Below are 22,923 nucleotides of genomic sequence, written 5' to 3' on the forward strand. Positions count from 1 at the left end.
GCGGGCGGGTTCTCGGAACGGGTCGAGGACGGCTTCCAGGGTCTCAGGTCCGGCGCACTGCGCCCCAGCGGGCCTGGACCCAGCGCTCGAACAGCCCGAGCAGGGCGTCGGTGAGCTTGCCCAGGATCGCCAGCAGGACGATGGCCAGCAGCAGGCGGTCGGTGCGCCCGTTGTTCTGGGAGTCGGTGAGCAGGAAGCCCAGGCCCATCGAGGAGCCGAGCAGCTCGGCGGCCACCAGGAACAGCCAGGCCTGGGCCAGGGCCAGGCGCAGGCCGGAGATCACAGAGGGCATGACCGCCGGCAGCTGGACGGTCAGCAGCAGGCGCAGACCGGAGAAGCCGAAGGATCGGGCGGCCTCCACGAGATGGCGGTCGACCTCCCGCAGAGCGGCCGAGACCGTGGTGAACACGGGGAAGAACGCGCCGATGGCCACCAGGGTCACCTTGGAGTTCTCGCCGATCCCGATCCACAGCAGCAGCAGCGGCACCCACGCCAGCGACGGCACAGCGCGCAGCGCCCCGATCAGCGGCGAGCCCAGGGCGCTGGCCCAGGGGGAGAGCCCGATCAGGGCGCCCACGGCCAGCCCGAGCAGCGAGCCGATCACGAATCCGACGACCACGCGCTGGGTCGAGATCCCGATGTGGGTCCACAGCGCCCCGTCGGCCAGCAGCTCGCCACCGGCCTGCAGGACCGCCAGGGGACGCGGCAGCTGCACCGGGGAGAACGTGCCGTTCGTGGACAGCAGCTGCCACAGCGCGAGCAGTGCCACCGGCAGCAGCAGGCCCAGGCCGACCCGGGCCCAGGGGCTGCGCAGGATGGAGCCCCGCGGGGCGGGGGTGCGGACCGAGCGCTGCGAGTCCGGACGCTGGGAGCCGGGACGGTCGGAGCCCGCGGGCTCCGGAGCCTCGGAGGCTGGTGCGGAGGTGGTCGTGACGCTCATGCGCTGTGCCCTTCGATGATCTCGGCCGCGCGATGGGCGCTGGCCTCCTGCGCGAACCGCGCGTCGAGGATGGTGTCGATGGCCTTCTGGACGGTCTCCAGGTCGGGGACGTCACCGGTCTCCACGAGGATCGGGGCGATGCGCTCGAGGACCTCGAGCTGGTCGTCGCCGGGGACCGGGTCGATGTCAAGGTGCGTGCGCTCCCAGACCCGCTCGGCCGTCGTCGTCTCGATCTCGGAGGCCTCGGCCAGGATCGCGATGCCCTCCTGGGGGTTCTCCAGCGCCCAGGCGCGGGCGTGGGCGTAGACGTCCACGACCATCTGGGCCCCGCGCGGGTTGATCTCCAGGAACAGCTCGCGGGCGTTGAGGAAGCAATAGGTGTTGAAGGCCAGGTCGCGCTGGAACAGCACCGCCCCGTCCTGCTCGGCGCCGGCCATGATCGGGTCGAGCCCGGACCAGGCGTCCACCTGCCCGCTGGTCAGGGCGGAGCGGCCGTCGGCGTGCTGGAGGTTGACCACGGTGGTCTCGTCGAAGCCCATATCCGCCGCTGATAGCGCCTGCAGCAGGAAGAAGTAGGGATCCGTGCCCTTGGTGGCCGCCACCGACCTGCCGCGCAGATCCTCGACCGAGCGCAGGGGCGAGTCCGCGGTGCGCACGAGTGCTGCCCACTCCGGCTGGGAGCAGATGTCGATCGCGCGGATGGGGGAGCGGTTGGTGCGCGCCAGCAGCGCGGCCGAGCCCGCGGTCGAGCCGATGTCGATCGCCCCGCCGCGCAGGAACTCGTTGGCCTTGTTGGACCCGGCCGAGAACGTCCAGTGGACCTCCTGGCCGCCCTCGGCGGCGACGGTCTCCAGCCAGCCCTTCTCGCGGATGATCAGCGACAGCGGGTTGTAGGTCGCGTAGTCCAGGTAGATCTCGGTGTCCGAGCCGGCGGCCATGCCGCGGCCCGGGCCCTCGCCCTCCATGACGCACCCGGACAGGGGCGCGGCGGCGGCCCCGACGGCGGCCAGGCCCAGCAGGCGACGACGCGTCAGCCCGCTCATGCCTCCACGCCCAGCAGGCCGAGCAGGTGCCTGCGGGCACCCGTCAGCTCGGGATCATCGCGATGGCGCGGGCGCGGCGAGTCGACCGTGAGGATCTCCTGGATGCCCGCCGGCCCGCCCTCCGGCGGCGTCCCGAGCACGACCACGCGGTCGGAGAGCACCAGGGCCTCCTCGACGTCGTGGGTGACCAGCAGGACCGTCGTGGGATCGGCGGCGTGGATCTCCAGCAGCAGGTCCTGCATCTTCAGGCGCGTCAGTGCGTCGAGCGCGCCGAACGGCTCGTCGAGCAGCAGCACCTGCGGGTTGCGCGCCAGCGCCCGAGCCAGCGAGGCCCGCTGCGCCATGCCTCCGGAGATCTCCGACGGGCGATCCTCCGCATGCCTGGACAGCCCGACCAGCTCGAGCAGGTGGGCCACCCGCTGCTCGGCCTCGAGGCCGCGCACGCCGCGCGGCAGTCCGAGCGCCACGTTGCGGGCCACGGTGCGCCACGGCAGCAGCCGCGGCTCCTGGAAGCCCACCGCGCAGCGGGGGTCCAGGCCGCGCACGGGCGCGTCGTCGATCAGGACCCGGCCGGCCGTGGCGGTGCCGAGACCGGCCACCGCGCGCAGCAGGGTGGACTTGCCGCAGCCCGACGGGCCCAGCACGGAGACGATCTCCCCGGGGCGGACCTCGAAGCTGACATCGGCCAGGACGTCGCGCCGGCGGCCCCCGGAAGACGGGAAGGACTTGCCGACCCGGTCGAAGGTCAGGGAGGCGGCATCGACCGTGCTCAGGGCGGACGGGGGTGCAGAGATCATCACATCACTCCATCGGTCCTGGCATTAGCACCTTGTGCCGCGGATGGACGGCACTGGTTGCTGCGGCGTCGACGAGCCAGGTCTCTCGGCCGCTCCGGATGGGAACCGGGGGTCATTCAATGCCCTGGTCCGGGGAGACAGCAAATCGGAGGACGAGCGGGGCAACGCGCGGCACGGGCTTCGCACTGTCGCCTCAGGTGTGCATGTGATGACGCTCACACGATCAAGAGTTCCGGCCCACAGCCCTGGCTGGCCGGACGGCAACCCTCTCCCGTAGCGGGGTGCCCCAGGTGAGGATCGGGCCGCTCGCTAGACCGCGTGCGGCAAGTACGGCGCACGCACGCGCTGGACCCGCAGGTTGGCCGCGGTATGAGCGGCGCACGGGGCGTGGGTCTGTACTTCTCAGGAGCAGCCTTCTATGGCCAAGCGGATCTCCCTGAACGCCTTCGACATGACCTGCGTGGATCACCAGAGCTTCGGGCTGTGGCGCCACCCGCGCTCGCGGGCCACGGAGTACAACACGATCGAGTACTGGACGCACCTGGCCCAGGTGCTCGAGCGGGGCCGCTTCGACGCCCTGTTCCTGGCCGATGTGGTTGGCATCTACGACATCTACCGCAACTCGGCCGCCCCCTCGATCGCCGACGGCGCGCAGGTCCCGGTCAACGATCCGTTCATGCAGATCTCCGCCATGGCCGCGGTGACCCAGAACCTCGGCTTCGGCGTGACCAGCGCGGTCACTTACGAGCAGCCGTACACGCTGGCCCGCAAGTACGCGACGCTGGATCATCTGACCCGCGGGCGCGTGGGCTTCAACGTGGTGACCTCCTACCTGCCCTCGGCCGCCGAGAACCAGGGTCTGCCCACGCAGATCGAGCACGACGAGCGCTACGAGCTCGCCGAGGAGTTCCTCGACGTCTGCTACAAGCTGTGGGAGGGCTCCTGGGAGGACGACGCCGTCGTGAAGGACGTGGAGCGCGGGATCTACGCCGATCCGGCCAAGGTCCACCCGATCCAGCACCAGGGCAAGCACTTCTCGGTGCCGGGTGCGGCGCTCACCGAGCCCAGCCCGCAGCGCACGCCGCTGATCTTCCAGGCCGGGGCGTCCTCGCGCGGTCAGGCCTTCGCCGGCAAGCACGCAGAGGCCGTGTTCATCGGCGCCCTGCGCCCGGACCTCACCCGGTACATGACCGACCGGATCCGCGACAAGGTCGAGGCCGAGGGGCGCGATCGGAACGACGTGAAGATCTACGCGATGCTCTCCGTCGTGGTCGACGAGACCGACGAGAAGGCCCAGGCCAAGTACCGCGAGTACCAGAGCTATGCCAACCTGGAGGCCTCGCAGGCCATCATCGGCGGCTGGTCCGGGCTGGATCTGTCCAAGTTCCAGGAGGACGAGGTCCTGAACTACGTCAAGACCGAGGCCATCCAGTCCTTCCTCACTCCGTTCACCATGCAGGACGGGGCCAAGCAGTGGACCCGCGAGGAGATCGCCCGCCACTGCGCGATCGGCGGCATGGGCGATGTGGTCGTGGGCTCGCCGCAGACCGTGGCCGATCAGCTCGAGACCTGGATCGACGAGGGCGGGCTGGACGGGATCAACCTGGCCTACCACGTGTCCCCGGGCTCGTTCGAGGACTTCGTGGAGCACGTGGTCCCGGAGCTGCAGAAGCGCGGCCGCTACCGCACGGACTACGACGGGCCCACCCTGCGCGAGAACGTCTACGGCGCCGGGCAGACCAAGGTGCTCGACACCCACCCGGCGGCCAAGTACCGCGGGGCCTACGTGGGCAGGCCGTCCACGGCGGACACCCCGTCGCGGGATCTGTCGCAGAGCTGAGCAGGCCGGCAGATAGAGGGCCCCTGGCGAGCATCTTCTGGATGTCCATCAGGGGCCCTTCGCTAAGGAGGGGCCTCAGTCATGATCGCGGAGGATCGCTGGGAGCATCCCGAGCTCGTCCAGCCGGCGTACGACGTGGATCGTGATCGGGCTCCGGCGCAGGTCCACGGCGTAGCGCCGCGGATTCGAGAGGATCTGAAGGTGTCCGGTGCTGACGAGTCTGCGCAGGCGCTGACTGCGCGTCGAAGAGCTTCCGGGGATCACCTCCGAGAAGTCGCCGGCGCGACAGGTCCCTCTGCGCGCGGCGTATTCGATGATGTCGGCCTCTTCTGAGGTGATCACCGCGGCGGAGACCGCGGCTCTCAGCGCAGGCACGATGATTCCGTCCACGACGAATGCCAGGTCGGCCAGTTGGACGACGGTGCTGAGATCAGCGCGCAGGCCGTGGATGACATAGGCGCACCAGGCAAAGAGATCATCGGGCTCCAGGCTGTCGGCGCGAGCGAGATGCTCGTAGTACGACTGCCGATCCGCTCCGAAGACGGCGGTGGGGTTCACGGGACGTGCACTGGCGGAGGATGTGTACCCCTGGTTCACCAGCATGGCGTAGGTGAGCAGACGAGAGACTCGCCCGTTCCCATTGCTGAAGGGGTGGATCCAGGCGAACCTGTGATGCACCAGCGCGATCTGCAGGAGTTGCTGCTGCGGTGGCACTTCGCACTGCGCGAAGTCCAGGAGCTGGTCCATGTCTGCTTGAACGGCTTCCGGGCCGGGAGGCTGATGCTCAGCGCCTGAGATCGCGACAGGGATCCTCCGGTATGCGCCGGGCGTCCGATCGCCCTCCCGCTGGAGATCTGCGACTGCCAGATGATGGAGGTCTCGAACAAGCTGGTGGTTGAGACGCAGTCGACCTTCGCGCGCCAGCTTGTCGATGTGATCCGTTGCATCCTCGAGCTGGAGGATCTCCTGGATGGCGTCGTCTGCTCGCTGGCCAGTGACGCGAGCGGTTCGGGTGCCCTGGATCGCCTCGGCCACGGTGGTCCGATTCCCCTCGATCCGTGCGGACATCATGCTGGTCAGGTGCTGGAACAGCCCCCGAAGCTCCAGGGTGAGCGGGTCCAGGGAGTGCTCCGTGCGGAAGTCCACGCGGACCCGCTCCACCTGGATCAGGTCTGTGACCAGCTCATGGTCGAACGGGACATCGGGGAAGACGATCGGCTGCATGCGCGAAATTTTACCGCGCCCCTCTGAGAGTTTAAGAGTGTCGCCACGACTTCCCTGCTATGGCAGTGATGCAGGGCCGAAGCATGCGTCCGGAATTTTAAATTTCAGGTTCCGAGAGTTGTGTCAGCGGCTCTGCGCGGTGCCTCACGTCACGTGCACGAACGGGCGGTCCTGCTTGCGCGGCACAGCCCGGCGCAGGACCTCGTGCACGGCCGTCGCCGTCTGACCGCGACCGAGGAGCAGGAAGCGCAGGGAGTTCACCAGCGGTGAGCCGTCGGACCACTCGAGGTAGAGGTGCGACGGCTGCCCCGTCCGGTCCCGGACGGCCAGGGCCACGCCGGCCAGGCAGGTGGGCACCGACGAGCCCTCGGCGCGCAGGACGCGGTGGCCGTCGATCTCGTGGGCGCTCACGCGCAGCCGGTCCTCGAAGTCCGATGGATCGCGCAGGGTCACCTCCACGAACAGGACGCCGTCGGCCGAGGGAAGGCGATGCCATTCGCGCTCGTCGCGCAGCTTTTCGGCCAGGTCGGGGTCGCTGAGCAGGAGCTGCTGGGCCTGGGCCCCTGCTGCGCCCAGCTGGGTGCGCGGCCGGTGCGCGATCAGCCGCACCGTGCGGCCGCGGCAGCTGCGCAGCCAGTCCTGGGAGGTCTCGTCGAAATCGATGCTGCGGATCCGCAGCTCCGAGGCCCGCCAGACCCGGGAGGCGAACGACGCCGCCAGCAGGGCCGCGATGAACACGAGGGCCACGTGGAGGCCATCGGGGCGGCTGATCATGTTGTCGGCGGTCGTGTAGGCGATCACCACGGTGATCGCCGCGAATCCCAGGGCGGCGCGTCGGTGCCCCCGCTTTCCGGCCGACAGGGTCGAGGCGAAGGAGGCCGAGAGCATCAGTACCAGCACCCCGGTCGCGTAGGCCCCGCCCTGCGCATCCACGTCGGCGCGGAAGACCGCCGTGACGACCAGGGCGGCAGCCAGGATCGTGAGCACCAGCGGCCGCGGAGCGCGGGTCCACTCGGGCGCCATGCCGTAGCGCGGCAGGTAGCGCGGGATGAGGTTGAGCAGACCGGCCATCGCCGAGGCGCCCGCGAACCACAGGATCAGCACCGTCGACAGGTCGTAGACCGACCCGAAGGTCTCGCCCAGCAGGCTGTGCGCCAGGTAGGCCAGGGCCCGCCCGTTGGCAGCGCCGCCGGGCTCGAAGTCCCCGGCCGGGATCAGGATCGTGCACACCAGCGACGAGGTCAGCAGGAACCCGGCCATGATCAGCGCAGCGGTCGTGAGCAGTCGTCGGGTGCCCTCCACGCGGCCCCGCAGGCCCCGCGAGGTGCGCACCAGGGGCATCACGGAGACCCCGGTCTCGAAGCCGGACAGGCCCAGCGCCAGCTTGGGGAACACCAGTGCAGCCACGGCGACCGCCGCCCAGGGCGAGGAGTGCTGGCTCAGCGCCGCATGCCACCACTGCGCGAATCCGATCTCCTGCGAGCGGGCGATCTGCCACCAGCCCACCGCCAGCACCACGGCGTTGAGGCTCAGGTACACGGGGACCAGGACGACGGCCACGCTGATGGCCTCCGAGAACCCGGCCATGAACACCGCGCCCAGCAGCAGGAGCAGCCCGACGGTCACCCAGAACTGCCAGTGATGCGCCTCGGCTGGCACGTGCGGATTCTCGACGATGTGCACGGCGGCATCGGCCGAGGACAGGGTCATGGTGATGACGAAGTCCGTGATCGCGAAGCCGAGCAGGCACAGGACCAGCACCTTGCCGCTCCAGCGCGGCAGCAGCGTCTCGAGCATCCGGATGGAGCCGGCGCCGTGCGGGGAGGCCACCGACACCCACCGGTAGACCGGCAGCGCGCCGAAGAGTGTGACGGCCACCAGCACCAGGGTGGCCAGCGGAGAGATCAGCCCGGCGGCCAGGATCGCGATGCCGGGCTGATAGCCCAGGGTGGAGAAGTAGTCCACGCCGGACAGGCACATGACCTTCCACCAGGGATGGGTCTTCTCGTCGCGATCGGGGCGACGATGCGGGGCGCCGTAGGAGGCGGAGGGGGATCCGGCCAGCAGCCAGGCGGCGGCGCGGGAGGGCGGTGCGATCACGGCGTACATCATGCGCCTGTCCCGCTCACGGCCCCGCCGCCGAGGGCCTCAGGCGGCTGGCAGTTGCCTGTGAGCCGCGATCTGCCGATCAGTCGGGCAGCGGACCCGACCGATCTGGCTCGGGGCCGAGCAGCCCGCCGAAGGCCACCAGGAGCCCGCCCACCGCGAGCACCGCGGCGATCGCCGCGTGCGGCCCGAGCAGCTGCTGCAGCGGCGGCAGGTAGTAGGGGTAGAGCGCGGGCAGCACGATCGAGATGCTGTAGGCCACCCCGTATCCGCTGGCCCGGATCTCGTCGGGGAAGCGCTCCGTCAGATAGGCGCCCACCGGCCCGTAGCCGGTCACCGTCGTGACCTGCAGCGCGGCTGCCAGCAGCAGCACCGTGCCGATGCCGGCTCCGAGGGCCCCGGACAGCAGCGCCAGGAGGATGACGGGGGAGACCGCTGCGCAGAGCAGCCCGAAGCCCACGAAGAACCGGCGTCGCCCGATCCGACTGGACAGCGCCCCCGCCCCGGCCATGGCCAGCGCGGACACGGCCGTCGCGCCCAGCATGACGAGGGAGACGGTCTGCGGCTCGAGCTGCGGCATGCGCGAGAGCTGGGCGGTCAGGGTGGGCACTGCCATGTAGGTGAGCAGCCACAGCCCGGTCATCAGCACGAGGACCTGCCACAGCGACCGGCGGCTGCTGCCCCTGACGAGCTGCGCCAGCGGGTGCGCCGAACGGGCCGGGCGCCGGCGCTGCGGAGCCTCCTCGACCATGAGGCGGTAGTAGATCAGCATGGCAGCGGCCAGGGCGGCGCCGAGCAGGAACGGCAGCCGCCAGCCCCAGGCGGCGTACTCGCTGTCGTCCAGCAGCAGCAGGAGGAGGAAGGTGACGGCGGCGATGCTGGCGTTGGCCAGCGGCGACATCGCCATGATCATCCCGCTGAGACGACCGCGTGAGCGCGGGCGCGCCCACTCCATGGCCAGCGGGATCGCCGAGGTGTACTCCCCGCCCAGGAAGATCCCGCCCAGGAGGCGCAGCGCCAGCACCGCCAGGAACGTGCCCGCGCCGAGCACCTCGTGCCCGGGGACCAGGGCGATCAGCAGGGTCGTGAGGCAGATGCCGGCGAGGGCGACCTGGGTGATGAGCACCCGGCCCGCGCGGTCGGCGATCGGACCGAAGATCATGGCCCCGAGCGGGCGGCCCAGCAGGGTGGCCACGAAGATCAGGCCGGCATTGCGCACGATGTCATGATCGCCGAACAGCTGCGCCGACACCGGAGCCAGGGCGATCACGGGCAGGAAGATGTCGAACTGGTCGACGTAGTTGCCCATGATCCCGCCGCGGATCGCGCGGCGAGTCGGTGCGGGAGGGCGCCCGTCGGAGGATGCGGTCGCGGGGGCGGACAGGGGTGCAGAAGGCATCGAGCTCTCACTTCCTTCGCCGGTATGAACCGGAGCAGGTTCGACGGTCGAAGCCGCGTCAGCTTCCTCTCAGCCCGTGCCCGGGCTCCCGTGTGGGGTCATTCAGCGGTGCAGGTCCCACGACCTGCGCGCCGCACCGTCGATCCTAGCGGTGCGACGGGCTCGCGTGGCCGAGACCCGAGCATGTGAGGCACAGTGAGGGCGTGCCCCTCATCGCCTCCGAGCCCTCGAGCTCCCCGACGCGCCCGGACCCGGGAGCCCGCATGCTCGGCATCGATCTGGCGCGGGCCGTCGCCCTGCTCGGGATGATGGCCACCCACACGATGGACCTGGTGGATGCGGCTGGTGATCCGCAGCCCGTCGGTCTGATCGCGGGCAAGGCGGCAGCCCTGTTCGCGGTGCTGGCTGGGTTCTCCGTCGAGCTGTCCACGCGGCGCTATGGGCGCTGGCGCGACGCGGCTGCCTCACTGGCGGTGCGCGGCGTGCTGATCGCGATCCTCGGACTCGTGCTGGGATCGCTGTCGAGCTCGATCGCGGTGGTCCTGGTGAACTACGGGGTGCTGTTCCTGCTCGCCCCGCTGGTCCTGCGGCTTCCGGCCCGATGGCTGGCGGCCACGACCGTGATCTGGCTGGCGGTCTCACCGGTGGCGTCCCACCTGATCCGCGGCGGGCTCGGCCTCCAGCGCGCCGCCGAAGCGCCCGAGCTCTCCCACCTGGCTCAGCCGGGTGAGCTGGTCATCGGCGTGCTGCTCACCGGCTACTACCCGGTGCTGCAGTGGATGGGCTACCTCCTCGTGGGGCTGCTCCTGGCCAGGCTCGACTGGCGCAGCGCCGCCACGGCCGCCTGGGCAGGGGCCGTCGGCGCCCTGCTGGCCGCTGCGGCCTGGGTGAGCTCGCAGCTGCTGCTGGCCGCAGGCGGGCACGAGGCCCTCGAGCGTGCCGGCTCCGGTCTGTCGCCGCTGGCCTGGGGCTCGCCGTATGCCGCACAGACCATCGGCAGCCACGGGACCACGCCCACGACCACGTGGTGGTGGCTGATCACGGTCGGTCCGCACTCGTCGACGACCTTCGACCTGGTCTTCACCTCGGGCATCGCGGCGGCGGTCATCGCCGTGTGCGTTCTGATCTGCCTGGCGATAGGGGAGCGCACCCGCCTGCTGATGCCCGTGCTCGCGGCCGGCTCCATGCCGCTGAGCATGTACACGCTGCACGTGATCCTGTCCGAGCTCACCGACCTGTACGTTCTGCATGTGCTCCTGCTGCTGGGGCTCGCCGCGCTGTGGCGGGCCGGCGGGGAGGGGCCTGGACCGCTCGAGTCGCTGGTCTCCGGGGCCGTGCGGCTGGTCGTGCCGCGGCGCTGAGCCTCCCGGCGCCGCGTGGCCTCAGGCGGGCGTCGTCGACTCGCCGGACTCCTCCAGCAGGTGATTCGGCAGCCGATTGCCCTGGGCGCGGCTGCGGATCTCGAGCAGCGTGCGTGCGTGCTGCCACAGCCGCTTATCCGCCTCGGTCACCGGCTCCCAGGCGGGGACGGGCACGGAGGTGCCCTCCTCGTCGCGGGCCACCATGACTGTCAGGCAGTTGGTGGTGACCTCCAGCTCGCGGGACTTCGGATCCCCGGAGCGGACCTCCACGGCGATGTGCATGCCCTTGGTCCCGGTGTAGATCAGGCGGGCGTCGACCTCGACCAGATCCCCGATGTGCAGGGGGCGCATGAAGCGGATGCCGCCGGAGAACACGGCCACGGTGTCCCGGCCGCAGTAGCGGGTCGCGCAGAGGTAGGCGGCCTCGTCGATCCATTCCATGACGATGCCGCCGTGGACCTTGCCGCCCCAGTTCACATCGGTGGGGGCGGCCAGGAAGCGCAGGACCTCGCGCTCGCCGGTGCCCTCCGCGCTGAAGTCCTGGCGGGCGATCTCGGCGGTGATCTCCTCGCGGATCGGGATGCGCGAGAGCGCGTAGTCACGGGCCAGCTCCTGCTCCAGGCCCCGCGGCTCGAAGCTCGGCACGGGCGTGGACTTCCCGCTGCCGTCGACGGCCACGAAGATCGTCAGGCACCGGGCCCGCTCCTCGAGCTCGCCCGTCTTGGGATCGCCCGAGCGCACCACGGTGTTGATGTGCATGGAGGACCGGCCCGTGGTCAGCACCGTGCCGGTCACCTCGACCATCTCGCCGACCTGCACGGGGTACTCGAAGTGGATGTTGCCCACGTAGGCAGTCACGCAGTAGGAGCCCGACCAGGCGGCGGCCGCGGCGAAGGCGGCCTTGTCCACCCACTCCAGGACTCGGCCGGCGTCGACGGTCCCGGAATGCCCCTCATCGGTGGGCGATGCCAGGAAGCGAAGTGTCACCTCGTGGCGTCGGGAGCGGCTGTCGGCGGGGGCGGGCGTCGTCTGGTCCATGGCGATGAAACTACCGCAGGTGATGCGGCGAGAGCCCCGACCGTGGGGGTCGGGGCTCTCAGCTGCTCTGCGCGGAAGGTAAGGGATTCGAACCCTTGGTGCAGGGTCGCTGCACAACGGTTTTCAAGACCGTCTCCTTCGGCCGCTCGGACAACCTTCCCGTGACGGGTCGGCATGCACCGCCCGCACATCGGCTCATTCTTCCACTGGCATGCGCTGGGAGCCGAATCGACGCGGCGGGCGTCTGCCCGCCTCCGTAGCCTGGGCACGACACACCCCGACGATCAGCAGGAGGCCCACCATGCGCGCAGTCGCCGAAGCCGACCACGGAGGACCCGAGGTCCTGACCGTGACCGATCAGCCCGTCCCCGAGCTCACCGCCGACGGGATCCGCATCCGCGTGGAGCATGCCGGGATCAACCGGGCCGACGTCCTCCAGAGAACCGGTCATTACAAGGTTCCCGACGGCGGCTCCGCGATCTACGGACTCGAGATCTCCGGCCGCGTGCTCGAAGTCGGAGGCGAGGTCCCGCAGCACGCTCTGTCCGGAGACGTCCTGGTGCCCGGGGCCCGAGTCTGCGCCCTGGTGGACTCGGGAGGCTACGCCGAGGAGGTCGTCGCCCCGGCGGCGAACGTCCTGCCAGTGCCGGATGCCCTGTCCATGACGGATGCCGCCGCGCTGCCCGAGGTGCTGGCCACCGTCTGGTCGAATCTCGTGATGGAGGCCGGTGCTCGGTCCGGGCAGACGCTGCTGCTGCACGGCGGCACGGGCGGCGTCGGCACGGCGGCCATCCAGATCGCACGTTCGATCGGCATGCGCGTGATCACCACCGTGAGCTCCGAGGCCAAGGCCGAGTTCGTCCGCGAGCTCGGCGCGGAGGCCATCCGCTACGACCAGGAGGACTTCGTGGGCCGGGTGAAGGAGCTGACCGATGGCCGCGGACCGGAGATCATCTTCGACGTCGTCGGCGCCAAGTACCTCGAGCCGAACCTCAAGGCGCTGGCGGTGGACGGGACGCTGATCATCATCGGGCTGCAGGGCGGTCGGAAGGCCGAGATCGATCTGGGCTCCTTCATGGTGAAGCGCCAGCATCTCGTGGCCACCACGCTGCGTGCTCGGCCGGCGGATCAGAAGGCTCGGATCATGGCGCAGGTCCACGAGCACGTCTGGCCGCTCGTGGCCTCCGGCCAGATCCGCGCTGTGGTCGACAGGGAGTTCCCGCTCGATCAGGCCGCGCAGGCGCATGAGCACTTCGACTCGGGGACGCACATCGGCAAGATCCTGCTGACCCCGTGATCGAGGACCGGCGAGGCCATCGAGAAGCCGATTCCCCACCGCACCTTCATCGAGCGGCCGGATCCTCACCACTTCCGTCGGCTAGCGGTGAGGAATTGGCCTCCGGATGAGCTGGCAGTGGGAAATCGGCCACTCGATGCGCCTGCGGGGCGGCGGCCCGCCCGCGGCACCCGCCCCGTGAAGCGGATCACCTCGGCTTAGACTCCCGGTGACAAGTGCGCGGCCCCGGCCCTCCAGTCGAGGCCGCGCCTTCCCCTCTCCCTCACCAGGAGCCTTCCATGAGCACCACCGTCACACCGCCCGGATCCGGCGGATCCGGCACCCCGGATCCGCGCACCGACCTTCCTCCGGCCGCCGTCGAACCCGAGGTCCTCGAGGCCGAGCAGGCCAAGTGGACCCCGGCCAAGATCGCCCTGTGGGTCGCCATCGCCCTGGTGGGCGGACTGGCCTGGGTCATGCTGGCGATCGTGCGCGGCGAGACCGTCAACGCGATCTGGTTCGTGCTGGCAGCGGTCTGCAGCTACTTCATCGCCTACCGGTTCTACTCCAAGTTCATCGAGCGCAAGCTCGCCCAGCCCGACGACTTCCGCGCCACCCCGGCGGAGTACAAGGCCAACGGCCGCGACTACCTGGCCACGGACCGCCGCGTGCTCTACGGCCACCACTTCGCCGCGATCGCAGGCGCCGGCCCGCTGGTCGGCCCCGTGCTGGCCGCCCAGATGGGCTACCTGCCCGGGACCATCTGGATTATCGTCGGCGTGATCCTCGCCGGTGCGGTCCAGGACTACCTGGTGCTGTTCTTCTCCATGCGCCGCGGCGGCCGCTCCCTGGGCCAGATGGCCAAGGACGAGCTCGGACCGGTCGGCGGCTGGGCGGCGATCATCGCGACCCTCGTGATCATGATCATCATCGTGGCCATCCTGGCCCTGGTGGTCGTCAACGCTCTGGGCGAGTCCCCGTGGGGCGTCTTCTCGGTGGGCATGACCATCCCGATCGCCCTGTTCATGGGCCTCTACCTGCGCTACATCCGCCCGGGCAAAGTCCTGGAGATCTCCATCGTCGGCTTCGCGCTGCTGATGCTCGCGATCGTGGGCGGCGGCTGGGTCGCCGACACCGACTGGGGCGTCGCGCTGTTCACCCTGGACCGCGTGACGCTGGCGTGGTTCGTGATCATCTACGGCTTCGTGGCAGCCGTGCTGCCCGTGTGGCTGCTGCTGAGCCCGCGCGACTACCTCTCGACCTTCATGAAGGTCGGCACCATCCTCCTGCTGGCGGTGGCCATCGTCGTCGTCCGTCCGGAGATCTCGGTGCCGGCGGTCTCGGAGTTCGCCGGGCGCACCGACGGCCCCGTGTTCTCCGGCGCGCTGTTCCCGTTCCTGTTCGTCACGATCGCCTGCGGCGCCCTGTCCGGGTTCCACGCGCTGATCGCCTCGGGCACCACCCCCAAGATGATCGAGAAGGAGCGCCAGACGCGCCTGATCGGCTACGGCGGCATGCTCATGGAGTCCTTCGTGGCGATCATGGCGCTGGTCGCTGCGATCTCGATCGACCGGGGCATCTACTTCGCCATGAACTCCTCGCCCGCCGCCACCGGCGGCACGGTCGAGGGTGCCGTGGCCTGGGTGAACTCGCTGGGACTGGCCGGTGTGGACGTCACACCGGAGCAGATCCAGGGCACGGCAGACGCCGTGGGCGAGGAGTCGATCGTCTCGCGCACCGGCGGCGCGCCCACCCTCGCTGTGGGCCTGGCCGGGATCATGAACCAGTGGTTCGGCGGAGCCTCCATGATGAGCTTCTGGTACCACTTCGCGATCATGTTCGAGGCGCTGTTCATCCTCACCGCCGTCGACGCCGGCACCCGTGTGGCCCGCTTCATGCTCAGCGATTCGCTCGGCAACTTCATCCCGCGCTTCCGCGACCCGGACTGGCGGCTGGGAGCGTGGCTGACCACGGCGCTCATGGTGGCCGGCTGGGGATCGATCCTGATCCTCGGCGTCACCGACCCGCTGGGCGGCATCAACACCTTCTACCCGCTGTTCGGCATCGCCAATCAGCTGCTGGCCGCGATCGCGCTGGCGGTCTGCCTGACGATCGCCGCCTCCCGGGGCCGCTTCGGCTACCTGTGGATCATCATCGTCCCGCTGGCCTTCGACTTCGCCGTGACGGTCACGGGCTCGTGGCAGAAGATCTTCTCCTCGAACCCCGCGATCGGCTACTGGGCGAACAACGCGGCCTTCCGCAAGGCGCTGGCCGATGGCGAGACGAGCCACGGCACCGCGCAGACGACGGAGGCGATGGAGGCGGTCGTGCGCAACACGACCGTGCAGGGCACCCTGTCCATCCTGTTCGTGGTGCTGACGATCACGGTCGTGGTCATGGCCGTCATCCGCACCATCCAGCACTACCGCGCGCACGGGAAGATCGGCATGCAGGATCTCAGCGGGCAGGCCGTCGGGCACGAGGACCCGTACGTCGAGTCACGGTTCTATGCTCCGGCCGGCTTCATCATGACGCCGTCGGAGAAGCAGCTGGCCCAGCGCTGGGAGCAGATCCCGATCGAGCAGCGCACTCCCGGCGGACTGTCGGGGCACGGGCACTGAGGCGGCGCTCGTCGTCGGGAGACGACCCCGACGACGAGCGCGGCCATCGCACGGCACGACGAGAGGAGGAGAGGACCAGATGACGTCGATCCTCGAGGCGGTGTCCTCGTTGAAGCGGTTCGCCGACGGTGTGCTGGGCGCCGACAAGTACCAGCGCTATCTGGAGCACCACCGCGCCCACGGGTGCGAGGGGGAGAAGCCCATGACCGAGCGCGAGTTCTGGCGCAGCTGGCAGGACTGGCAGGAGCGCCACCCGGAGGGCCGCTGCTGCTGAAGCGGGGCGCCAGGTTCTGCCTCCAGTGGCCCTGTGGTGTGCGTCTCGAGCTCGAGAAGCACACCGCGGGGCCACTGGTTCGTGGGGCGCCGGAATCGCATCGTCCCGGATGGTGACGACGTGTCATCATGGAGGTCTATGGGATTCCTCAGCGAGCATCGGGCACAGCGCCGCGATGAGAAGCAGTTGGGTCTGGGCGTGTGGCGTCGCGCCCATGACCGGTTCCGGCGCGGGCTCGATCGCTTTCACCAGGTGCTCGAGCAGATCCAGGACGCCGGCCTGCAGGCCGCGGCCGTCCCCGCGGCCAACGAGCTGGCCGATCTGCTCCCCCGGGTGCGCGCGCTGTGCACGGCCGCGCAGGCGATGGCGCCCACGAACGACCAGGACATCCCCGGCTCCGAGGGCGGCTGGCTCAATGACCTCCATCGGGAGCTGTCAAGGGCGGGCAATGACATGGCCCAGGCGGCCGAAGCGCTGGCGCTGGCCCGCTTCCGCACGCCGGGCGTCGACCCGGAGACGGCCCGCGCCCAGCGCCTGGAGGCCGTGCGGCGGCGCACCGAGGCCGTCGGCGCGCATATCGTGCGCGGCGAGACGCTGGTGCAGGAGCACGGGGCGGTCTGAGGCGAACGGCCGCAGCGCCGTCGCCGAAGGCGAGCTGCCCGGACGCATCGCTCTGATGCAGCTGCAGCGGCTGCGTGCTGATCCGCAGCCCGCGCCCTCGGGCTCAGATGAGCCGCTGCTCCCTGGCCCGGTGCACGGCGGCGGTCCGGTTGTCCACGCCGAGCTTGTCGTAGACGTGCAGCAGGTGCGTCTTGACGGTGGCCTCGGAGATCACGAGCTGCGCTGCCAGCTCGCGGTTGCTTGCTCCCGTGGCCAGTCCCTGCAGAATCTCAATCTCCCGTGCGCTGAGGCTCTGCGCCGGGCGAGCCGCCCGCTGCACGAGCTGCTGGGTCACCGACGGCGCCAGCACGGAGCGACCCTGCGCGGTCTGGCGCACGGCCTCTCGCAGCTGCTCGGCGGGGGAGTCCTTGAGCAGATAGCCGGTGGCTCCGGCCTCCAGCGCGGAGACGATGTCCGCCTGCGTCTCGTAGGTGGTCAGGACCAGGACGGGAGGCCCGCCGCGGTCGCGGAGCCTGCGGATGGCCGTGGGCCCATCCATGGTCGGCATCTGCAGGTCCATGATCACGACGTCCACGGGCTGGTCGTCGAGGGCGGCCAGGGCTTGGGCCCCGTCGCCTGCCTCCGCGAGGACCGCGAGCGTGCCGTCGGCCTCGAGCAGTGCCTTCAGCCCGGCGCGCACGACGGGGTGGTCGTCCACGAGCAGCAGGCCCAGAGGGGTCTCGGTCGTCGGGGCGGGGTGGGTCATGTCCGGTCTCGATCCTCCGAGGGCTGCTGCGGTGTGCTCGGCCGGGCGACGCGCGCGGGCAGCTGCAGAGCCGCTGCCGTGCCGGCTCCCGGGCGTGACTCGATCGACAGCTGCCCGCCGAGCTCGCGCGCACGTCGGCGCAGGTGGGGCAGGCCGTAGCCGCCGTCGCGCCCGGGCCTGTGCGGCGCTGCGGCGTCGAATCCCACGCCGTCGTCGACGACGTCCAGGGTCACTGTCTCCGGCCAGTAGGCCAGGGTGACGGCCGCGCGGGAGGCGCGAGCATGGGTTTCGACGTTGCTCAGGCAGGTCTGGGCCGCGCGCAGGAGCACGGCCTCGGTCTCCTGCTCCAGGTCCCGGGGCTCTCCCTCGACCCGCAGGGAGACGCTCAGGCCGGTGCCTGCGGACTCGGCACGCCCCTGCAGGCCGTCGACCAGATCGCGCAGGGCCGATTCGAGCCCGGCGGCCAGGCGCGGCGAGGCCAGGCCCTGGACGAAGCGACGGGCCTCCGCGAGATCGGCCGAAGCCGTCGACTCCAGGACTCGCAGCTGCTCGGCGGCGGCGTCCGGGCGATCCTGCGCCAAGGAGTCCTGGGCGGCGCGGGAGAACAGCACGATCGAGGCGAGGCCCTGGGCCAGGGTGTCGTGGATCTCGCGGGAGAGCCGGTCGCGCTCGGCGAGCACCCCCGCGCGGTGCTCGCGGTGGGCGAGCTCCTCCCTGGCGGCCTGCAGCGCGACGACGGTACGGCGGTGGCGCTGGGCATCTCGCCACAGGGCCCGGTAGGCCCAGGCCGCGATCACGGCGAACACCGCGCCGAGGACCGGGCCGATGACCTGCCCGGTGCCGAAGCCCCCCGTGCCTGCGTGCAGAGCCTGGGTGGCGATCACCACCGCGGTGAGCCCGGCGACCGCAATCAGGCTCGGCACCGTCGGCAGCACAGCCTGGACGACGAAGAACAGCGGGAAGACCACCCAGGAGAAGTCCGGTGCGCGCAGAGCAAGCAGGCACCACAGCACGAGCACCGCCGCCAGCCACACGCCCGCGCTGGCCGGGCGCGCACGGGGACGGACGCCGAGGAAGGCCCGATGCTCCGTGACGGTGCCGCTCAGATAGGCGAGGCCCAGCAGCACGGACAGGGCCAGCGGCCACAGGGCGCCGGGCCAGGAGGCGCCGATCAGGAACCGGCCCACTGCCAGCCCCAGCAGCCCGGCGAAGCTCACGTGCAGGATCACGCGCATGGCCCGCAGCACGGCGGGAGTCGCAGCGGCCTCGTCGGAGTCCGGGCCGAGGGCTCGGTCGGCGGCGGAGGTGGTCATCGCTCCAGCCTACGGATCCTGCCGGACGGGGCATCAGCCGATCGGCTGATCTCGGGGTGCGCCGTTCGGTGTGCTCAGGACCCCACCGCCGTCCGATGCGCCCGAGACCTGCCACGGCGGACAGTGGAGCCATCGCACAACGCCGGGAAGCCACCCGGCCCCTCGAACCATCCGCCAGGAGTGACCAGCATGTTCCTCTCCCTGCGCGATCTGCGCTTCGCGCGCGGTCGCTTCGCCCTGATCGGCTCCGTGGTCGCCATGATCACGCTGCTCGTCGTCATGCTCACCGGCCTGACCGACGGTCTGGGCCGCCAGTCCACCTCCGCCCTCGAGGCGCTCGAGGCCCTGCGCATCGTCCTGGCCGCGGGCAGCGACGGCGAGGATCCCTCCTACAGCGATTCCCGCATCGACGCCCAGCAGGCCGGGTCGTGGGCCCGCGCCGAGGGCGTCGAGTCCGCCGAGCGCTTCGACGTCGGGCGCGCTCAGCTCGAGCACGACGGCGCCTCGGCTTCGGCTGCCGTGCTCGCCCTGCAGCCGGGCACCGAGCTGGCCCCGGACCTCGAGATCCTCGAAGGACGGCCCCGTCCGGGGGCCGGGCAGACCGTCCTGTCGCAGGAGACGGCCCAGTCGCTGGGCGTCGGTGTCGGCGACGAGCTGGACGCGGGTGCGCTGAAGCTGACGGTCATCGGCATCGCGGCCGATGAGTGGTACTCGCACTCCCCGGTGGTGTGGACCTCGACCGAGGACTCCGCGCAGCTGCTGCGCATGGGCGACGGCCAGAGCAGCGCGCTGGCCGTCTTCCCCGCCGACGGCCTGAACGGCAACGAGCTCGAGGATCGGATGACCGATCAGGACGAGGCCGCAGGCACCTGGAGCGCCGGCACGCGCGACTCCTTCGCGGCACTGCCCGCCTACAGCTCGGAGCGCGGCTCCCTGCTGATGATGCAGGCCTTCCTCTACGGCATCGGCGCGCTCGTGGTGATCGCGTTCCTGACCGTGTGGAGCATCCAGCGCACCCGTGAGGTCGCGATCCTGCGCGCCCTGGGGGCCTCTCGCGGCTGGGTGCTGCGCGATGCGCTGGCCCAGTCGGCGGCCGTCCTGCTGGGCGGAACCGCGCTCGGACTGGTGCTCGGCGGCCTCGGCGGCGCCCTGGTGACAGGAGCGGTGCCGTTCAGCCTCACGCCGACCACCACCCTGGTGCCCGCCCTGGGGATCCTGCTGCTCGGCTTGGCCGCCGCGCTGCTGGCCGTGCGCCGGGTCGCTCGCGTGGACCCGCAGATCGCGCTGTCCGCGGCCTGAGCCCCTGCCTGCTTTCCGCCCTCTGCTTCCGAAGGAGCCCGACATGACTGTGCTGTCCACCGTCCCCGCCCCCTGGCAGTCCGCCGAGGCTGCTGAGCGCGTCGATTCCTCAGCCGCGCTGCGGCTGCGCGACGTCCGCCTCAGCTGGCCCGACGGCCAGGGCGACGACGGGCGCCCCCAACTGGTCCACGCCCTCGACGGCGTCTCCATGGAGGCACCCGCCGGGGTCCTCACCGCGGTCACGGGGCCGTCGGGCTCGGGCAAGTCCTCCCTGCTGTCCGTCGTGGCCGGTCTGGTCGGAGCGAGCTCGGGGCAGGTGCTGATCGACGGCCGCGACGTCGTGCAGATGACCCCAGAGCAGCGCGCCGAGATGCGCCGGACCCGGGTGGGCGTCGTGTTCCAGCAGCCCAATCTGCTGGCCTCGCTGACCGCTCGGGAGCAGCTGCTGCTCACCGCGCACATCGGCGGACAGGATCGGCGCCGGCGCCGGGAGGCGGCCAGGCGCGCCGACGAGCTGTTCGAGCTGCTCGGGCTGGAGGCCGCCGCCGGTCGCAGGCCCCACCAGCTCTCGGGCGGTCAGCAGCAGCGGGTCAACATCGGCCGGGCGCTGATGTCGAGCCCGTCGGTGATGCTCGTCGACGAGCCCACGGCCGCGCTGGATCACGAGCGCTCGATCTCCGTCATGCAGATGCTGCGAGACGCGACGCGGCGCTTCGGCACCGCCACGGTGCTGGTCACGCACGAGGCCGAGCTGCTGGAGGACGACGACCGCCGGCTGACCTTGGTCGACGGGCGGCTCACGGCGGGGTGAATCGGGGTTGGGTCGCTCAGGAGCGCTCGGCCGATAACTGCTGGGCGCCGAGCATCGTGCCCTGAAGAGCGGGCATCTCGAGCAGTGCCCCATTCGCGAAAGCTTGCAGGCGACGGTTGGCTGTGACCACCCAGCTGGCGCCGAGGCTCCCCTCCTGGGGGATCTCTCGCACGCTCATGGTGTGGAGCTCGGCATCCTGGAACGGAGCGAAGGCTCGGCTCAGCAGCTTCTGGATCCTCGGCTGCGACAGCATCATCCAGGAATTCCGGTGTATATGCCTCAGGACCCTGACGCCGTTGACGAATTCCACGAAGTGCCCGTGGTTGCATCGCCGCTCGTTCACGCTGAGCTGGCCTGCGGGCGTGGAGCAGATGGTGTCGACCGCCAGCAGCATCTCCACGAGGATGCGAGTGGCCGACAGGAGCCTGAGCTGCAGGTCAGGGTCCTGCTGGCTTGCGGTCCGAGCTTCCTGGGTGCGCTTTCTGGCCTTCCAGCGACCCCTTGCGGGCGAGGTGGTGTCCGGCTCCGGAAGCGCAGGGCCTTCTTCCGGGATCTCGAAGCTCAGGAGATAGGACCCCGGTCCGTCCGTGCGCAGCGCGCAGCGCACCAGGGGGCGCTGCGCGGACGGCGCGGTTCCCATGCTCTCGCACATCACCGTGTTGCAGATCTCTGCGCAGGCATCGAACGCGTCGCGCGTGCGCTCATCGAAGACGAGTCGGGGCTTCAGCCAGATGGAATCGAACTCGACCCAGACGGAGTCATAGGCCTTGTGCGTGGATGTCGTGGCAGAGGGAGAGCTGAGAATCATTGCCGTCCTAGGGCTCAGCTGTCGACGTGGCGGGCTTCCGGGGGGAGAAGCTCCGTCCGTCTGACAGAGCGAGACGCGTGATGGGCAGGGCGCGCCAGGGTTCAACTTAGGCCTGAAGTGTGATGATGCCCAGGATTCGGTTGCCGGTGTTGCATGTCTTTGCAGGTTGATGTCCATCAGACATCGCAGCTCTGTCCCTCGTCTCTGCGATCGACGGGGTGATCAGGGGGCTGCCTCGGAGATCGGATCTGCCGCGAGCTCCGGGCTGGCTCGTGTCGTGAGAGAACCCCCAGGCCGTCCCGTTCTCACGGGATCGGACCTGGGGGTTCTGCTGGAGCCGCCTGCCGGAATCGAACCGGCGACCTATTCATTACGAGTGAATCGCTCTACCGACTGAGCTAAGGCGGCGCGACCGGACCGCGGCGGGCCACAGCGCGGATGACACCATAGCACCGTCGAGCGGGCCGGTCACATCCGTGCGGACGTCGAATCCGGGTCGAGATGCATGAGTGTTCGTCGTGTGTTCACCCTCACGTCGGTGCGAATCCGCGACCGCGCTCGGACCGGGGGAGAGCATGGTCGCTGCAGCCCCTCGTGCTGAGCGAGGCCCCTCCTGCTCCGAGACCGCCGCTGCACGGCGCGCTGAGCAGGCATCGATCGCTGAAGGACCGCAGATGACCCTCCGCCCAGACATCGTCCGCAATCTCCGCCTGGCGTTCATCGACATGTCGGGGACGTCCTTCGAGGACAACGGGATCATGGAGCGCGCCTTCACCCGCACGCTCGAGAAGCTGGGCATCGCCGCGGACTCGCCGCGCTTCACGGGCATGCTCGGCTTCGTGCGCGACACCCTGGGCCAGTCCAAGGTCCGCGTCTTCCAGCACCTCTTCGAGGACGAGCCTGCCGTCGCCGCCGAGGCCAGCCGCGAGTTCGAGCGCCAGTTCGACGAGCTGCTGCGCACCGACGCCGTCACTGCCGTCCCGGGCGCCGAGGACGTCATCCTGGGGCTGCGGGAGTCCGGGCTGAAGGTCGTGCTGGCCACCGGCTACAACCGCCACAGCCAGAACCAGATCCTGGAGCACCTGGACTGGATGGGTCTGGCCGATCTGAGCCTGTGCCCCTCCGACGCCGGCCGCGGCCGCCCCTACCCGGACATGATCCTCACGGCGCTGTTGGCCCTGGACCTCGCCGACGTCCGCGAGGTCATGGTCGTGGGCGACACCGCCGCGGACATGCTCTCCGGGCGCCGGGCGGGATCCCGCGCCAACGTGGGCGTGCTGACCGGAGCCCACCGCGAGGACTCCCTGCGCACCTCGGGTGCCGACGCGGTCGTGGACTCCATCCGCGACATCCCCGGCCTGCTCGAGCTGCCGCTGCGCTCGCACGCCTCCTGAGCGCGGCCTCCGC

Annotated in this window: 19 protein-coding genes, 2 tRNA genes and 3 riboswitches; of the genes, 9 read left to right on the forward strand and 12 right to left on the reverse strand. The window is 70.4% G+C overall.

What is annotated here, in order from left to right:
* Positions 1 to 43: 43 nt before the first annotated feature.
* The 3 genes from JOE55_RS09325 to JOE55_RS09335 form a co-directional block, all read right to left on the reverse strand.
* Positions 44 to 940, reverse strand: coding sequence for an ABC transporter permease (locus JOE55_RS09325; RefSeq protein ID WP_204782723.1), 897 nt, complete (start codon positions 938 to 940; stop codon positions 44 to 46).
* Complete coding sequence (locus JOE55_RS09330) at positions 937 to 1,983, reverse strand: aliphatic sulfonate ABC transporter substrate-binding protein (RefSeq protein ID WP_204782724.1); 1,047 nt, start codon at positions 1,981 to 1,983, stop codon at positions 937 to 939. Before JOE55_RS09330 ends, JOE55_RS09325 begins: the two co-directional genes overlap by 4 nt.
* Positions 1,980 to 2,780 (reverse strand): ABC transporter ATP-binding protein, encoded by an 801-nt coding sequence (locus JOE55_RS09335; RefSeq protein ID WP_029643390.1) that lies wholly within the window; start codon positions 2,778 to 2,780, stop codon positions 1,980 to 1,982. Before JOE55_RS09335 ends, JOE55_RS09330 begins: the two co-directional genes overlap by 4 nt.
* Positions 2,779 to 2,885: riboswitch (SAM riboswitch) on the reverse strand. (Overlaps the previous gene by 2 nt.)
* Positions 2,886 to 3,001: 116 nt before the next feature.
* A riboswitch (SAM riboswitch) is annotated at positions 3,002 to 3,116 on the forward strand.
* An 82-nt stretch (positions 3,117 to 3,198) separates the two neighbouring features.
* On the opposite strand from JOE55_RS09335, the gene JOE55_RS09340 reads away from it, so the two are divergent.
* Positions 3,199 to 4,620, forward strand: a complete 1,422-nt coding sequence (locus tag JOE55_RS09340; protein WP_204782725.1) for an LLM class flavin-dependent oxidoreductase — start codon at positions 3,199 to 3,201, stop codon at positions 4,618 to 4,620.
* A gap of 75 nt (positions 4,621 to 4,695) precedes the next feature.
* On the opposite strand, the gene JOE55_RS09345 is transcribed toward JOE55_RS09340, so the two are convergent.
* From JOE55_RS09345 to JOE55_RS09355, 3 genes are all read right to left on the reverse strand, one after another.
* Positions 4,696 to 5,655: a Fic family protein gene (locus JOE55_RS09345; RefSeq protein WP_204782726.1), complete on the reverse strand. Its 960-nt coding sequence runs from the start codon at positions 5,653 to 5,655 to the stop codon at positions 4,696 to 4,698.
* 333 nt (positions 5,656 to 5,988) lie between these two features.
* Positions 5,989 to 7,953, reverse strand: a complete 1,965-nt coding sequence (locus tag JOE55_RS09350; RefSeq protein ID WP_204783267.1) for an APC family permease — start codon at positions 7,951 to 7,953, stop codon at positions 5,989 to 5,991.
* 79 nt (positions 7,954 to 8,032) lie between these two features.
* Positions 8,033 to 9,349, reverse strand: a complete 1,317-nt coding sequence (locus tag JOE55_RS09355) for an MFS transporter (protein WP_204782727.1) — start codon at positions 9,347 to 9,349, stop codon at positions 8,033 to 8,035.
* A riboswitch (TPP riboswitch) is annotated at positions 9,344 to 9,451 on the reverse strand. Its footprint overlaps the gene before it by 6 nt.
* A gap of 101 nt (positions 9,452 to 9,552) precedes the next feature.
* Here JOE55_RS09355 and JOE55_RS09360 point away from each other — a divergent pair.
* Positions 9,553 to 10,710: a heparan-alpha-glucosaminide N-acetyltransferase domain-containing protein gene (locus JOE55_RS09360; protein WP_204782728.1), complete on the forward strand. Its 1,158-nt coding sequence runs from the start codon at positions 9,553 to 9,555 to the stop codon at positions 10,708 to 10,710.
* Between the two features lie 21 nt (positions 10,711 to 10,731).
* On the opposite strand, the gene JOE55_RS09365 is transcribed toward JOE55_RS09360, so the two are convergent.
* Together JOE55_RS09365 and JOE55_RS09370 are read right to left on the reverse strand one after the other, a co-directional pair.
* Positions 10,732 to 11,748, reverse strand: a complete 1,017-nt coding sequence (locus JOE55_RS09365) for an acyl-CoA thioesterase (protein ID WP_204782729.1) — start codon at positions 11,746 to 11,748, stop codon at positions 10,732 to 10,734.
* 72 nt (positions 11,749 to 11,820) lie between these two features.
* A tRNA-Ser gene (locus tag JOE55_RS09370) sits at positions 11,821 to 11,908 on the reverse strand.
* 141 nt (positions 11,909 to 12,049) lie between these two features.
* Here JOE55_RS09370 and JOE55_RS09375 point away from each other — a divergent pair.
* The 4 genes from JOE55_RS09375 (at position 12,050) to JOE55_RS09390 (ending at position 16,540) form a co-directional block, all read left to right on the forward strand.
* Positions 12,050 to 13,045, forward strand: coding sequence for an NAD(P)H-quinone oxidoreductase (locus JOE55_RS09375; protein WP_204782730.1), 996 nt, complete (start codon positions 12,050 to 12,052; stop codon positions 13,043 to 13,045).
* A gap of 278 nt (positions 13,046 to 13,323) precedes the next feature.
* Positions 13,324 to 15,645, forward strand: a complete 2,322-nt coding sequence (locus tag JOE55_RS09380; RefSeq protein WP_204782731.1) for a carbon starvation CstA family protein — start codon at positions 13,324 to 13,326, stop codon at positions 15,643 to 15,645.
* A 79-nt stretch (positions 15,646 to 15,724) separates the two neighbouring features.
* On the forward strand, positions 15,725 to 15,919 hold the full coding sequence (locus JOE55_RS09385; protein WP_204782732.1) for a YbdD/YjiX family protein: 195 nt from the start codon (positions 15,725 to 15,727) through the stop codon (positions 15,917 to 15,919).
* 138 nt (positions 15,920 to 16,057) lie between these two features.
* Complete coding sequence (locus tag JOE55_RS09390; protein ID WP_204782733.1) at positions 16,058 to 16,540, forward strand: hypothetical protein; 483 nt, start codon at positions 16,058 to 16,060, stop codon at positions 16,538 to 16,540.
* 103 nt (positions 16,541 to 16,643) lie between these two features.
* Here the strand turns inward: JOE55_RS09390 and JOE55_RS09395 are convergent, their stop codons facing one another.
* Together JOE55_RS09395 and JOE55_RS09400 are read right to left on the reverse strand one after the other, a co-directional pair.
* Positions 16,644 to 17,285 carry a response regulator gene (locus JOE55_RS09395; protein WP_204782734.1) on the reverse strand — a complete coding sequence of 214 codons (642 nt, stop codon included), beginning with the start codon at positions 17,283 to 17,285 and terminating at the stop codon, positions 16,644 to 16,646.
* Complete coding sequence (locus JOE55_RS09400; RefSeq protein WP_204782735.1) at positions 17,282 to 18,598, reverse strand: sensor histidine kinase; 1,317 nt, start codon at positions 18,596 to 18,598, stop codon at positions 17,282 to 17,284. The genes JOE55_RS09395 and JOE55_RS09400 overlap by 4 nt, the downstream gene beginning before the upstream one ends.
* A gap of 189 nt (positions 18,599 to 18,787) precedes the next feature.
* Here JOE55_RS09400 and JOE55_RS09405 point away from each other — a divergent pair, with 189 nt between their 5' ends.
* Both JOE55_RS09405 and JOE55_RS09410 read left to right on the forward strand, forming a co-directional pair.
* A complete protein-coding gene (locus JOE55_RS09405; RefSeq protein ID WP_204782736.1) occupies positions 18,788 to 19,897 on the forward strand; it encodes an ABC transporter permease in 1,110 nt (369 codons plus the stop codon).
* Between the two features lie 43 nt (positions 19,898 to 19,940).
* The gene (locus JOE55_RS09410) at positions 19,941 to 20,708 is read left to right on the forward strand and encodes an ABC transporter ATP-binding protein (protein ID WP_204782737.1); all 768 of its coding nucleotides are present in this window, start codon (positions 19,941 to 19,943) and stop codon (positions 20,706 to 20,708) included.
* Between the two features lie 16 nt (positions 20,709 to 20,724).
* Here JOE55_RS09410 and JOE55_RS09415 read toward each other — a convergent pair whose 3' ends face one another.
* Both JOE55_RS09415 and JOE55_RS09420 read right to left on the reverse strand, forming a co-directional pair.
* A complete protein-coding gene (locus JOE55_RS09415) occupies positions 20,725 to 21,516 on the reverse strand; it encodes a hypothetical protein (protein ID WP_006214674.1) in 792 nt (263 codons plus the stop codon).
* Between the two features lie 332 nt (positions 21,517 to 21,848).
* Positions 21,849 to 21,924, reverse strand: a tRNA-Thr gene (locus JOE55_RS09420).
* A gap of 266 nt (positions 21,925 to 22,190) precedes the next feature.
* Here JOE55_RS09420 and JOE55_RS09425 point away from each other — a divergent pair.
* Positions 22,191 to 22,910, forward strand: coding sequence for an HAD-IA family hydrolase (locus JOE55_RS09425; protein WP_006214673.1), 720 nt, complete (start codon positions 22,191 to 22,193; stop codon positions 22,908 to 22,910).
* The last annotated feature ends 13 nt before the right edge of the window (positions 22,911 to 22,923 follow it).

This window comes from Kocuria palustris (genome assembly GCF_016907795.1).
Lineage (GTDB): Bacteria > Actinomycetota > Actinomycetes > Actinomycetales > Micrococcaceae > Kocuria > Kocuria palustris.